This is a genomic window from Niastella vici (assembly GCF_002077945.1).
In the GTDB taxonomy this organism is placed as follows: Bacteria; Bacteroidota; Bacteroidia; order Chitinophagales; family Chitinophagaceae; genus Niastella; species Niastella vici.
This window is the reverse complement of the sequence record NZ_LVYD01000044.1, coordinates 1-14,486: the sequence shown is the minus strand read 5'-3', so window position 1 is coordinate 14,486 and position 14,486 is coordinate 1. Positions and strand designations below refer to the sequence as shown.

Annotated in this window: 6 protein-coding genes and 1 pseudogene; 5 read left to right on the top strand and 2 right to left on the bottom strand. The window is 48.7% G+C overall.

The annotated features are described in order from the left end of the window. Nucleotides 1–85: 85 nt before the first annotated feature. Complete coding sequence (locus A3860_RS14210; RefSeq protein WP_081147380.1) at nt 86–2,242, bottom strand: glycoside hydrolase family 44 protein; 2,157 nt, start codon at nt 2,240–2,242, stop codon at nt 86–88. A gap of 219 nt (nt 2,243–2,461) precedes the next feature. Between A3860_RS14210 and A3860_RS42445 the strand changes: the two are divergent. Together A3860_RS42445 and A3860_RS42440 are read left to right on the top strand one after the other, a co-directional pair. After that, a pseudogene (locus A3860_RS42445) lies at nt 2,462–2,605 on the top strand (alpha-L-fucosidase); the annotation flags it as partial. Then, complete coding sequence (locus A3860_RS42440; RefSeq protein WP_143774114.1) at nt 2,574–2,705, top strand: alpha-L-fucosidase; 132 nt, start codon at nt 2,574–2,576, stop codon at nt 2,703–2,705. The pseudogene A3860_RS42445 and the gene A3860_RS42440, both read left to right, overlap by 32 nt. A 71-nt stretch (nt 2,706–2,776) precedes the next feature. Here the strand turns inward: A3860_RS42440 and A3860_RS14195 are convergent, their stop codons facing one another. Next, nucleotides 2,777–6,844 carry a hybrid sensor histidine kinase/response regulator transcription factor gene (locus tag A3860_RS14195; protein ID WP_158085247.1) on the bottom strand — a complete coding sequence of 1,356 codons (4,068 nt, stop codon included), beginning with the start codon at nt 6,842–6,844 and terminating at the stop codon, nt 2,777–2,779. Nucleotides 6,845–7,244: 400 nt separating this feature from the next. Between A3860_RS14195 and A3860_RS14190 the strand changes: the two genes are divergently transcribed. The 3 genes from A3860_RS14190 (at nt 7,245) to A3860_RS14180 (ending at nt 14,418) form a co-directional block, all read left to right on the top strand. Then, nucleotides 7,245–9,212: a sialate O-acetylesterase gene (locus tag A3860_RS14190; protein WP_081147377.1), complete on the top strand. Its 1,968-nt coding sequence runs from the start codon at nt 7,245–7,247 to the stop codon at nt 9,210–9,212. 154 nt (nt 9,213–9,366) lie between these two features. Continuing rightward, nucleotides 9,367–12,585, top strand: coding sequence for a SusC/RagA family TonB-linked outer membrane protein (locus A3860_RS14185; protein ID WP_081147376.1), 3,219 nt, complete (start codon nt 9,367–9,369; stop codon nt 12,583–12,585). 18 nt (nt 12,586–12,603) lie between these two features. Further along, on the top strand, nt 12,604–14,418 hold the full coding sequence (locus A3860_RS14180; protein ID WP_081147375.1) for a RagB/SusD family nutrient uptake outer membrane protein: 1,815 nt from the start codon (nt 12,604–12,606) through the stop codon (nt 14,416–14,418). The last annotated feature ends 68 nt before the right edge of the window (nt 14,419–14,486 follow it).

Below are 14,486 nucleotides of genomic sequence, written 5' to 3'. Positions count from 1 at the left end.
TCTACCCTGATGCTTTTTGAAACAGGGCCTCAAATGTTGCAGATCATGGCAAAAAATGTTGCAGACCTGATCATTCCAGCCTTTCTTATTTTTGTATTACAAAACTTATGATCTCACTGCCTGCATGAATATAATACTGCCCTGCAGCAAGCCCACTGAGATCTATTGTTGTTGATAAAGTGCTACCCGATGATTGCAACAACATCGTTTTCATCATGCGTCCCATTCCGTCAATTATCTGAAGCGATATGGCACCAGCCGGCAAATGCAACTGAACAGTTAGCACCTCTTTAGCCGGGTTGGGGAAAACGGTAATAGCAGCATTTTTATCGTAGCGCACCGGTAAAATTTTGCTATACGAATAACCACCGGTATGGTCAATCAGTTTAAGCCTGTAATAATTTATGGATGGCAGCGGTTGTGCATCAATGAACGCATACTGGCCATTGGCGCCTTCACCTGTTACCGTACCAATTGTAGTAAAGGACGAACCATCGGCGCTTCTTTCCACATCAAATGAAGCAAGGTTCAATTGGTTGGTGGTTGTAAAATTCAAAATCACTTTATTATCGCCCTTCGATGCGGTGAAAGAGAGCAGGTTTTGAGGAAGTATAGCTGCAGCGCCAGTAACTATCACAGAAGTAATTGACATGGGCGCCAGTGTAACCTGCAACGTATTGTTTTGCGGCGAAATGGTTGCAGTTTGCAGGGCATTGCTGCTATGCGATAAAAAGGTTTCTGTGCCAACCGGCAGGTTACTAAGCGTTAATGTTTTTGCTGCCTGGTTTGCAGCAAGGAAATCGGAAAAGTTTATGACAACTGTCTTTGACAGGCTTTGAGATCTGTTCACCAGTGCTATTGTTACTGAATCATTATTGTTATTAACGGTTGTATAGGCAGATACATTCGTTTCATCGCTGGAAGTAGCCTTCACACTGTTAGTTTTGTTATACCGGCTAAACAGGTGCAGGGTTTCCCACATGCCTGTTTCCCAATTCCAGGGAGTGAAGTATTCTACACCATGGTTCATGAACTCGCCCAACATGGACGCATACCAAACGGCTACGGCATTTGGATTATTTTGAAGCTGCGTAGCGGTTTCAGATACCGCAAAAGTGACACCGTTATTAGGTCCCATATATTGGTTCAGCCATTTCTGGCATCTGCCAAAAACATTTTCTATCTGTATGGTGTTATCCCATCCGCCATTCACCACATGTACGCCGTTGGCCTCAGGGTAAATATACGTACTGTCAAAAAACACCCGGTGATATTGAACTACATCCGAAGGTGAGGTGCTTGAAGGATAGAAATGAAGATCGATAACATCTAACAACCTGATGCCCGTGCTTTGTTCTTCTTCGGCCACCCGTTTAATAAAATACTGCAGCCAGGGATACCGTTTGCCGTCGGAGCCGGTAACCGGTGCAGCGCCCCAGTTAAACCATTGCCATTCATTCGGGCTTACCGGTCCTGTTAACTTGATGCCGGGGAAAAGCGCCCTTGCTTTTTTGGCTACTGCAAAATAAGATTGCATGAATGCTTCTGCACTGGGTTGTACGGGCATTATATCGTCGTGCGTGCCCGACCAAATTTCCGGTTCATTATCCATATTCCAGTACCTGATCTTTGTAGAATCAAGGCCCAAACCACCATTGCCAAACCAATGGTTCAGGATACCAGTGGTAGAATCTTCGTTCCAGTTCTGCAGGTACAGGCTGGGATCTCCATTCACCAGGGCCTGGCTGCCGCCCGCGGTATTGATAACACCGCCTCCTGCAAGGTTTTGATTTACGCCCGACCACCATTGTGAATTATTATAGGCCCAATCATTGAAATTGTTGGCATTTGTGCTGGCAGCCTTGCCAACCAGTTGAAACCCCCACATACCCTGGGCAGCTGGAATATTCTGAAGAAGGGTTTGTGCGGCATAATCCCAATTGGAAGTATATACATTATTATACCAGTCGGGGTGACTGCTGATATTTAGCCTCCAATTGTGTTTGGTAAGGTTGTTGCCGCCATTTTCCCGGAAGAAATTAAGACCTGCATCTTTATACAGCTGCCAGTTACTTGCTGAAACAGGATTTCCTACAAAGTCTGTAATAGAATTGTTTCGGCCATAGATATACGGAGAAACCGCTTTTCTGTTATTGAAGATCTTCACGCTAACCTGCACATTCTGAGCATTGAGTGCGATATACAGGCAAAGCAACAAACTTGTTAAGGAGAATTGTTTCATAGTATGGTAAGAGGATTATAAAAGTGTAGCAGACACAAGTAAAGTGCCAAATAACATCCAGGTGGGGCAGGCAAAGGTCACTGCAACATTTATTACCATTTAAAGCAACATTTGATGCGCATGGGGGCATTCCAGCGGTCGAATGGGCACACCCAGGTAGTAGTAGATTCCTCACTGTTGCTTTCGGAAAATGACATGCAATGGTAGAAAGATTCCAAGTTTGGATTGTTCATTCACTTTGGATTGTACTCCGTTTTAGGCCAGGGCGAATGGGCTATGTTCTACAAAAGGATGGACACGAGTGAATATGGAAAACTAAAAGACTCTTTCACTGTTTCAAAATTCCCGGGGGAAAAATTGGGTAGCTATTGCAAAGCAGGCTGGATGCAGGTACATGGTGGTAACTTCAAGACATCACGACGGTTTTAGTTTGTTTAATACCAGTTTTGGTAATCGCCAATAAAGAAAACAAAACGGATCTGATTGTGAAGCTAAGTTTGAAATAGCTTCGGTCGCCCGCTAAGTCAGTAGCCCCTACCCCTTCCTCTTCTTATTCGCATAGTCCGACGGCGACATGTTAAACTTCGCTTTGAACGCTCTGGCGAAATAATTGGGCGTGGCAAACCCGGCAGCATAGGCGACCTGGGCTATATTGAAATTGTTTTTTTCCAGTAAAATGGCCGCTTTGTCGAGCTTTATTGCACGGATGTATTCAATGGGGGTTTGACCGGTAAGGTGCAGCATTTTGCTGTACAGCGAGCTGCGGCTCATGTTCAGGTGCTTGCTTAAATGATCAACCGATAACCGCGGATCGATAAGATGTTCTTCAATGTACAACCGTATCTCTTTCATCAGCACCGCATCGGGCGACTCCATCTCGCGCTGTGGTACGTTCACCTGGATCTGTTTGCTGTACGTGGTCTTGAGCGAATGGTTCAGCACCAGCAGGTTCCTGATCTTCGAGTTCAATATCTGGAAATTAAAGGGCTTGGTCATGTAATCGTTCGCCCCTGTGGCCAGGCCTTTTAACTGCTCTTCTTCCCCCGTAAGCGCCGTGAGCAATATCACGGGAATATGACTGGTGCGTTTGTCGTGCTTTATTTTATTGATGAGTTGTATGCCATCCATCATCGGCATATTGATATCGCTCACCACCAACAGTGGATGGTTCGCGAGTGCTTTCTGCCAGCCTTCCTTGCCGTTAGCGGCTTCTATCACGGTATAATAGTGCTTCAGATTATCCTTCAGGTAAAACCTGAAATCGTCATCATCTTCTACCAGCAAAATAGCGGGCAGCGTGATGTCGCCACCATGCCCGTTCGTGCCATTGAGCGGCGCCGGTTCTTCAACAACCGGTTCCTTTTCAATAGCGGCAGGCGTGGCGATGGGCTCTTGCGCCCGGGCATTGCAGAAAGGCAACTGTACTACGAATTCAGTGCCCGTTCCGGGCGTGCTGTTCACATCGATCGTTCCGCCCTGCATCTTTACAAACTCATTGGTGATCGATAAGCCAATACCGCTTCCCTGGTTCAATATTGAGGTGGAATTGATCTGGAAAAAGCGCTCGAAGATCTTTTGCCGCTGTTCATCGGGAATACCAATCCCCGTATCCGATACCCGGATGCCGAGCCAGGTGTTAGCCGCATCGGAGGTGGCTTCAGCCCGCTTTACCTCCATACTTATGGAGCCATTAACAGGCGTGAACTTGAAGGCATTTGACAACAAATTGAACAGGATGCGCTCCAGTTTGTCATGGTCAAAATGGGTGAACAGCGTCTTAATATCACTGTTGAATGTATAATGGATGCGTTTTCTTTCCGACAAATCAATGAACGAATCAAACACTTCTTTCATAAAGCCGATCACCTCACCTTCCGAAGCATGCAACGTGAGCTCATTCTCCTCCATTTTCCTGAAATCGAGCAACTGGTTTACCAGGTTTAACAGCCGACGGGCATTGCGCCTGATCATTTGCAGCTGGCCCAACGGTCCCTTATCGTGAATATGGTTCAGCAGGTTATCTACCGGACCCATGATAAGCGATATGGGCGTGCGGAACTCATGACTTAAATTGGTAAGGAATTTTATTTTCAACTGGTCGAGCTCGCGGGCTACTTCCACTTCTTTTTTCTGCTGTTCCATCAACTGTTCTACCCGCCGCTTTTCCTGCTCGGCCTCGAACTTCCTCCGCAATTTCTGCAAAGTCTTGTACCGGTAAAACAGGAACACGCCGATAAAGAATACCACATAGAAAAAATACGCATATTTCGTGCGCCAGAAAGGTGGTGTAATGTGTATCACAATTGAAGCGCCCTTGTTATTCCATACACCATCGCTGTTGCGTACCCGCACATGAAATACATAATCACCGGGGTCGATATTGGTATAGGAAGCCGTTTTGCCATGCCCTACATAGTTCCAGTCCTTATCAAATCCTTCCAGCTTGTACGAGTAATTATTTTGTTCGGGCGATGTATAATCGATGGCGCCGTAACTCAGCGAAAAATTTTGTTTGTAATCCAGACTGATCTCGCGGGCAATGGAGATCTGTTCCCTGAGCGGGCCATTGGCCGAGGGAACTACCGACTGGTTGGCTACCCGCAGATCAGTAAGCATTACAGCAGGTACGTTCCTGTTCTTTACAAAGCTGCGCGGATTGAAGTAATTGAAACCATCCAGTCCGCCAAAGTACAACTCGCCGCTTTGCGATCTTACTCCTGAGCCCAGCACAAAGTTGTTGTTCTGAACGCCGTTATAGCGCGTATAATTGGTAAAATGGCTGCTGCCGGGGTCGAACTGGCTGATGCCTGCATTGGTGCTCACCCAGATCTGCCCGCTTTCGTCTTCAAGGATCTTGTATACATTGGCGTTTTGCAATCCTTCTTTCTCTGAATAGGAAGTGAAAGTGCTGTCTTTTTTGTTCAACAGGCTCAGTCCACCTCCGGCGGTGCCTACCCAGATATTATTGCGGCCATCGCATAAAAGGGTAAGCACGGTATTTACCGGCAAATTGCTATTGATCTTGTCAAACAGCCGTGTTTTATTGGTCACGGGGTTTAGCATCACAATACCGGTCCCATGCGATGCGATCCATATATTACCATTCCTGTCTTCTGTAATGGCCCTGATGTACCCGTTAATCGGAATATATCTACTACCATCGCGGCGGTTGTTGTATACATGAAAAACGCCGGTTTTGCGATCGTAGAGGTTGACGCCGCTGCCATTGGTGCCGATCCATAAATTACCGTTATGATCCTCAGTAATGCAAAAAATATCATTGTTGTTGATAGAGCCCGGTCCCTGTTTGAACAACCGGCAATTTCCAGCAGAAGGGGCATAGCTTAATAACCCATTCGAATAGGTGCCGATCCATAAAAGACCTTCCCGGTCCATATGCAAGGCAAGAACAGGCAGGGAACCGGAAGGCGTTTTGGTATTGCAGGCGAGTGGTACATGCGAGAACAAACCGGTTTTCGGGTTGAACAGGTTCACTCCGCCCCCATCGGTACCTATGTACACCGCCCCGTTCTTTCCTTCGGCAAAAGAGGTGACCACGGGCGAGCTGAGTCCGTTATCATCAAACGCATTGCTTTGCTTTAGTTGAAAAAGGTTCAGGTTCCTGTCGTATTTGCTGATGCCGCCCTGGTAAGTGCCCAGCCAGTAAATGCCCTGCGGGTCAATGTAAATGGTGCGCACCGATTTACGGGCAAGACTGTATGTATTCCATTTATTGGGCAAAATTCGCGTAAAATTTTCGTTGGTGCTATCCAGGATATTCAGCCCTTCTTCGGTGCCCACCCAAAGCTGTCCGTTGGCATCGGGTTCAATGGCATAAATAAGATTGTTGCTGAGCGACCGGGAATCATTATCCCGGTGCAGGAAATTTTTAAAATGTCCGTTGGGTAAAGCCAGGCTCAATCCATTATTAGTACCGATCCAGATCCGGCCTTTTTTGTCTTCGGTGATCACTTTAATGTTGTTATCGCACAGACTGGCAGGGTCGGCATCATCATGGGCATAATTGTATACCTGTTTTTTCTCCGGGTCATACAAAACAAGGTTGCGGGTTGTGCCAAACCATATCTGGTTTTTACTATCTTCAAAAATACTGGTCACAAGGGGGCCATTGAACTGGTGCGTTTGTTCCAGCGCTGCCGGCAACGCCAGTATCTTTTTGGCTGCGGGGTCAATATAGTACAACCCGTTGTACGAGCCCGCCCATACCATGCCAGTATGATCGCTGGAGATGTATCTGACAGTAATGGCCGACAGGGTATCGCCGCCTTTGAAACTACTCACTTTTATAAACGCATCTCTTGTACGGTCGTACAGGCTTAAAAATCCGCCGTTGGCGCCCACCCACAAGCGGCCTGCCTTATCTTCATGAATACAGGTAATGTCGTTGCCGGGTAAACTGTTGGTATCGTCATCGTGATGCCGGTACACGGTAAAGCGGTTGCCGTCGAAGCGGTTCAACCCATCTTCGGTGGCGATCCAGATCAATCCATAGCGATCTTTTAAAATGGCGTTGACGATATTTGATGATAGTCCGTTCCTGGAAGTAAGGGAGGTAAAATAAATGGGATCAGATTGCGCCATTGAATAGGGCGTTCTGCAAGCAATACATATACACAATATTATAAGTGGCCGAAACCTGGTGCTACCCAATGCCATCATTCCCCGTTTGAAATAAAACAGCCTTTATTTATCCGGAGGTGCTCTCAGTCACCTTTTCCGCAATGATCTTAAGGTACAACTTTTAAGCGGGTAAATAAAGGCGCCAAAGATAATAAAGCTCCGGGCACCGGTATGGAAGAAATTTATTGAATTATAGCAAAAATGTTCAGGTAACTGGTTTTCAAGGCCTTAAAAAAAGCACCTTTTGAACATTATTGCTATTGTTTGCAACAAAGTACGCTTAGTGAGTAAAAGCAGTCAGGTACTTTTATTCTGAAAAAACGAGAGGGTTGTAGCGTTCCACTACAGCCTGCTTTGCCAAATGAAACGAGAAAAACGATACCTGCCCGCCAGGCTGCTGGCGAAATATGCATTATATGCCGTTGTTACCTTTTTTGTTTATATAGACGTTCCTGCCCAGGTTCGTTTACCCCGCGTGATCCGCGACAGCATGGTATTGCAACGCGATGCCCGGGTGCGCTGCTGGGGCTGGTCGGCGCCCGGTGAAAAGGTGAGCATCCGCTTCAATGGCAAAACTTACAAAACGAAAGCATCGGCCGACGGCAAATGGCAGGTATGGCTGCCGCCCATGAAAGCCGGAGGGCCGTACACTATGGATATCGATGCCAGCAATCATCTCAGGCTGAACGATGTGCTGGTGGGCGATGTCTGGATCTGTTCGGGGCAAAGTAATATGGTGCACCAAATGGCATTGCACAGCGAACGGTATGCAGCTGAAATTGCCAGCGCCAATAACCCGCAGATCCGTCACTTCTGGATCCCTACCATGACCGATCTGCAACAACCCCACGATGACCTGCCGGCAGGTTCGTGGAAGAGCGCCAACCCGCAGGATGTACGGGATTTTTCTGCCGTCGCATATTTTTTTGCCAAAGCCATCTATGATAAATACCATGTTCCCATCGGCCTCATCAATGCCTCGGTAGGTGGTTCACCCATACAGGCATGGACGAGCGAAGAAGGGCTGGCAGCCTTTCCCAACATTACGGCCACCATTCAAAAGAACAAAGACAGTTCCTATACCAGCAGTTTTAACCGGCATGGCGGCGCCAGCGCAAATAGTTATTCAAAACCGGTAGATAAAGGATTTTCAGCTATTCCCCAATGGTACGATACCACCTATGTGCCCACACACTGGCGCCCGATAACAGTACCCGGCTACTGGGAAGACCAGGGCGTTCGGGACCTCGATGGCGCCGTGTGGTACCGGAAGGAAGTGGAGATCCCTGCTTCCATGACCGGCATGCCCGCCAGGCTGGTACTGGGCCGCATTGTAGATGCCGATGTGGTATACCTGAACGGAAAACAGGTGGGGAATACCACTTATATGTACCCCCAGCGAAGATATGTGTTGCCCGCAGGCGCCCTGAAGCCGGGGAAGAACCTGCTGGTGGTGCGTATTACCAATAATGGAGGAAAGGGCGGCTTTGTGCCCGATAAACCTTATTGCATTACCACCGGGAACGACACCATAGATCTTAAAGGCACCTGGTGGTACAAGGTGGGCGAAGTAGCTGTTCCTGCACAAATGAACAGGTTTAGTGGTTTTTCGGCGCAAAACAGCCCTTCCGCATTGTACAACGCCATGCTGGCCCCCGAAACGAAGTATACCATAAAAGGAATATTGTGGTACCAGGGCGAAAGCAATACAGGCAACCCAGCCGAATATGGGAAACTGATACCGGCACTCATCAAAGACTGGCGCAGTAAATGGGGCGAAGGCGAACTTCCTTTTCTGTATGTGCAACTGCCCAATTTCAGCGATGTACAGTACCTGCCTGCCGAAAGCCAGTGGGCCGCTACCCGCGAAGCGCAGTTGCACGCCTTGAAGGTGCGCAATACCGGTATGGCCGTAACCATTGACCTGGGCGAGTGGAACGACATTCATCCCGACCATAAAAAAGAAGTTGGCGACCGCCTGGCATTGCTGGCACAAAAAATAGCGTATGGCGAAACAATGCTCGTAGCCAGCGGCCCACTGTTTGAAAGCGCCAAAGTAACCGGAGATACAATAGTAGTATCATTCACCAATACCGGCGGCGGACTGATCACCAACGATGGCGAAGCGCCGGGCGAGTTTGCCATTGCAGGCGCCGATAAAAAATTTGTGTGGGCCAAAGCAACAATCGAAGGCAACAAAGTAAAGGTGTGGAATGAAGCCATTGCTTCACCACTGTATGTGCGTTATGCCTGGGCCGACAATCCCGATAATCCGAATCTATATAACAAGGAAGGCCTGCCGGCCTCACCTTTCCGAACCGATCATTGATCTGTTAAGCAACCATTCATTAGTAACCTTTAAAATCAACAATACATGTAAAAACTGTATCTACTATCAAACAGCAAACTGCTACACGAGAAACTGTAACACTTTCGTAAGGAACAATCCGGAATTGATTGTTCAAAACAATTAAAAAAACGTTATGAAAATCCCGATTTCAAAAAACCAAAACAAAAAGGGGTTCCACCCTGCCTTGCATTTCAAAAATGCAAAAGCAGGCGCGCTGCTTTTGTTACTGACTGTTTTGCTTGCTGCGCCCGCTATGGCGCAAAATATGATCACGGTAAAAGGCCGTGTCGCCGATGAAAAGCACCAGCCTGTTGCCGGTGCTTCGGTGGAAGTCAAAGGCCTTAATGCAGGTACTGCTACCGATAAGAATGGCGAATTCAAGATCACCACGCCACCCGATGGCACATTGGTGGTCACATCGGTGGGGTTTCCGGTAAAAGAGGTAGCCGTTAACAACCAAACCACGCTTAACATTACTTTGAACAGCGTAGCTATCGACCTTGACCAGGTAGTGGTAGTAGGTTATGGTACACAAAAGAAAAGAGATGTGACCGGCGCCGTGGCTTCGGTAAATGAAAAAACATTGAAGGAAGTACCCGCGCCTAACCTGATTGCCCAGTTAAAGGGACGTACGCCCGGCGTATCGATCGTAAGCAATGGGTCAACCCCCGGTGCAGGCGGGTCGATCCGCATTCGTGGTAACCGTACGATAACCAATTCACAGGGAAGCAGCGATGCGCTCGATGGCCCCCTGCTGGTACTGGACGGTATTCCCTTTGGCGGAAGTATCAATGACCTCGATCCCGATAATATTTCCGGTATCGAGATCCTGAAAGACGCTTCTGCCACCGCCATTTACGGATCGCGGGGCGCAGGAGGTGTGATTTTGATCACCACCAAACGCGGAAGAACAGGAAAAGCCGTGATCAGTTACGATGGGTACTATGGTATTTCGCAGATCACCAAAAAATACACCGTGTTCAACGGACCGGAATATGCACAGTTCAAAGCTGATGCGGCCACGTATAACCGCACTTCGCCCGGAACCACTTCGTATGCGCTTACCGCTGCTGAACAGGCGGCCCTGGCAAAAGGTGTTTCAACCGACTGGCAAAGCCTCATTTATCAAAATGGATTTACTACCAACCACCAAATTGGTATTTCGGGTGGAAGCGAAAACACGCAATATGGAATGGGCCTGGGTTACTATAATGAAACCGGTATTATTCCCAACCAGAAATTTGAACGGTACAATATACGTACTACGCTCGATCACCGCATCAGCAAATATGTGAAAGTGGGCATCAACTCGATGAACACTTTGAGCTATATCAATACACCGGGCGGCGGCGGCGTGCCCAGCGGGTTGGTTCGGTTAACACCCCTGGCAGAGCCTTATAATGCAGACGGTACGGTAAATCTTAACCCGGCTATCGGTTCTATCGATGCCGCCATTATAAGCCCGCTTACCCTCAAGACCAGGAAAGATGCCATCCTGAGCAAAACCAGGCGCTTAAGAACTTTCAACAGCGTGTATGGTGAAGTGCAGATCATGCCGGGTTTAAAATACCGGGTGAACATAGGCCTCGATTACCGGCAGGAAGCCGGATATGGATACAATGGGCCGCTTACCTATACGAACACCGCTGTTGTACAATCTTCCTCGAATGCCAGCTTAAGCAATGCCGAGGCCTGGTCGTATAATATTCAAAACCTGTTGTATTACGACAAAACCGTTGCAGAAAAACATAGAATTGGTTTCACAGCCCTGTATGAGATCAACAAAGATCATACGCTGGCCAACCGTTTTACTGTAACGGGCGTACCGGCCGACTATATCAACTATACCAACTTTTCACTGGCGAGCGGTTCGGTAGTGGCTGATCCGAATACGAATCCTGCCGCTAACTATTTTACTGAATCGGGGCTTGTATCGTACATGGGCCGGTTGAATTATGGTTACGACAACCGTTACCTGTTAACGGCTACCCTGCGTGTAGACGGCTCCTCTACCCTGGCGCCCGGCCATCAGTATTTTACCTATCCTGCTTTTGGTGTGGGTTGGAATGTGATGGAAGAGGAATTCATGAAATCGATACCCCAGGTATCGAACCTGAAAGTAAGAGGCGGATGGGGCGTATCGGGTAACCGCAACGTAGCGCCCTATGCCACATTGGGATTGCTGAGCGCTTCTACTTATAACTACGGTACTTCTGCACAGGGACAGGCACTCGCTTATACAGTGACCACCCTGCCGGCGCCCGCCCTGGGCTGGCAATCTACTTCACAGGTAAACGTGGGTGTTGATTTCGGGGTGCTCAATAACCGCATTTCCGGTAGCGTAGACTGGTATAAACAACAAACCAAAGACATCCTGTTAACGGTAAACCTGCCCATCAGTAACGGCGCCAACTCAACGCTGAAAAACCTGGGTAAAACCGAAGGACATGGTATTGAAGTAAGTCTCAGCAGCCAGAATTTTATCTCGAAAGAAAAAGGCGGTTTCACCTGGAGCACTGATCTGAACTTCTTCTTCAACCGGGAAAAGATCACCATGCTCACCACGCCTGCTGAAAAATCGAACACGGGGAATGCCTGGTTCGTAGGACAACCACTGAGCGTGATCTATGATTATAAAAAAGTGGGCATCTGGCAAACGGAGGATTCTGTTAAAGGATTGACCACAGCGCAGACATCGCCCAAGGCCTATCCCGGACAAATACGCGTTGAAGATGTGAATGGCGATGGCAAGATCGATGCTACCGACCGTCAGATCATCGGTAACTTCCAGCCTAACTGGGAAGGCGGTTTAACCAACCGTTTCTCTTATAAAGGATTTGATCTTTCTTTCGTGATCGTAGCACGTATGGGTATGAAGGTACTGGCGCCATATCTTACCGCCGATGGTGGTGGCAATGGGTTTCCCTTCTTCAACCAGGGCCGTGTGAACCAGATCAAGACCAATTACTGGACGCGCGGCAACCCTACCAACGATTTCCCGGCACCTGATGCAGGTACCGACCGGTTGAATTTCGGTTCTACCCTGGCCTACCAGGATGGGTCGTTCATCAAATGCCGCAGTATAAACCTGGGCTATGAACTGCCCACGTCGTTGTTGAAAAAATATTCCATCAGCTCAGTGCGGCTCTACATCAATGCTACCAATCCGTTCATTATTTATTCTCCCTTTGTAAGATCGGGTTTAGGCATCGATCCTGAAGGCAACGGCTATGGAAATGCGGTAAACCCCACCGGTTCTTCAGATGTGAGCGCGCCTGCCAGGCAGATCAGTGTGAACCTGAACAATCCGCCTATTCGCCAGTACACACTTGGAGTTAACATGAAATTCTAACCCAAAAAAAATTAGAATATGAACTATCGAAAAATAATAAGCGGAGCATTGATCCTGAGCGCAGCCGCCCTGCTTACCAACAGCTGTAATAAAATACTGGAGGAACACCCGCAGTCGGGCGTGGTTCCCTCCTTCTTTAATAGTCCTTCCGGCGTACTGGGCGGTATTGCGGGTGTTTACAACGACATTCGAAGCGCCTGGGGCACCGAAGGCTTCAGTGCCGAAATGGTAGCCGGTACCGACGAACATTTATCGGGCGCCTCTGCCAGCGGCATTCAATTGTATACCTATAATGGTTTGAACGGAAGTAATTTCGGCGCCGCCTGGGGCACCGCCTACACCGATATCAATACCCTGAACGGGGTGTTGCAATACGGACAAACCATCGACCTCGTGGATTCAGTGAGAAAGCAATACCTGGCCCAGGCCAAATTCCTGCGCGGCTTCTGGTATTTTTACCTGGTGCAAACCTTTGGCGATGTACCGTTGCATACCACTTTCAATACCACGGCATCGCAGGCCGACTCACGTCAATCCGTAGCGCAGGTATATGAACAGATCCTGAAAGATCTTACCGAGGCCTCCAACGAATTGCCCAATAAACCCACGGCACCCTTTCTGGGTAAAGCGGCCTGCAAACCGGTGGCGCAGTATTTACTGGCAAAAGCGTATCTCACCCGCGGCTGGCTAAACAACAACCAGGCTGATTTTCAACAGGCCTATACTATTTGTCAATCGATCATTGCCAATAAAGCAGCGTACGGCCTCGACCTGTGGCAGGATTATGGCGATGCTTTTAATATGGCGAATGATTATGGCAAGGAAACCATGTTCGTAAGCGACCACAGCAATGATCCAAAATATGGCCAGTATACGGTAGGCGGCGCTGCCTCTGGCGGCGCGGCGCAAAACCTTACGCCCTGGTTCTATATCTGGAACTATCCATCGAACAGCGGTGTTAACTCGTACAAGAACAGTTCGGGCGCGCTTGTGAACAACGGCACCAGCCTCATGGTGCGCGATGCCGCCAACGGACGTCCTTATACCCGCACCCGGCCCAACAACTCGGTTGGCCCTACCAGCGGCAAGCGTTACCTGCTCGAGCAGGCATTTGCCGACCGGCTGAACGATTCCCGCTACGACAACACCTTTCAAACAGTATGGATCTCCAATACGGCTGTAACAAACACTGCTTCGGCTGCCAATAACTCGCGTGGCATTGGTTACTCTATGACCGTAGGTGTTGATACCGCCATATGGGTGCCCGACCGTGAGATCACCGGCGCCCCGCAATTCAATGGCACTACGCCTTTCAAGGGCATCATTATTCCGCCCAGCATGTGGTCGAACGCTTATTTCCCCGTGGTGAAGAAATTCATGGACCCAACCCGGGGATCGAATTTCAACGACCCGAGCACCCGGCCTGTAGTGATCTACCGCTTCTCTGATGTATACCTGGTTGCAGCCGAAGCCGCTTTCAAGGCTGGCGATTTGACCAATGCAGCGGCCATGCTGAATGTGGTAAGACAGCGGGCGGCCTATCGCAAAACCAACACGGTTGCACAGAATGCGGCGGCCGTAGCTGCGGTGACCATTACAAGCACTGATGTAACGCTGGATTTTATACTGGATGAGCGCAGCCGTGAGTACTTTGGCGAATGGCAACGCTGGCTCGACCTGGTGCGCACGCAATCGCTGGTAAGAAGGGTGAAAGCCTGGAATCCCGAAGCGTCGCCCAATATCCAGGACTTTCATAAACTGCGCCCGATACCGCAGTCACAGATCGACCGGGTTACGGAAGGACCAGCTTTCCCGCAAAACCAGGGTTACTAAACCGTCTCTCGTTTTTTCTTATAAGCAGCTGTTATTGAGAAGAGGCTGTCTCAAAAGTAATTTGAGGC

What these genes read in the sequence shown, in the direction of transcription:
- A3860_RS14190 (WP_081147377.1), top strand. Translation starts at nt 7,245, where the DNA reads ATGAAACGAGAAAAACGATACCTGCCCGCCAGGCTGCTGGCGAAATAT.
- A3860_RS14185 (WP_081147376.1), top strand. Translation starts at nt 9,367, where the DNA reads ATGAAAATCCCGATTTCAAAAAACCAAAACAAAAAGGGGTTCCACCCT.
- A3860_RS14180 (WP_081147375.1), top strand. Translation starts at nt 12,604, where the DNA reads ATGAACTATCGAAAAATAATAAGCGGAGCATTGATCCTGAGCGCAGCC.
- A3860_RS14210 (WP_081147380.1), bottom strand. Translation starts at nt 2,242, where the DNA reads ATGAAACAATTCTCCTTAACAAGTTTGTTGCTTTGCCTGTATATCGCA.
- A3860_RS14195 (WP_158085247.1), bottom strand. Translation starts at nt 6,844, where the DNA reads ATGGCGCAATCTGATCCCATTTATTTTACCTCCCTTACTTCCAGGAAC.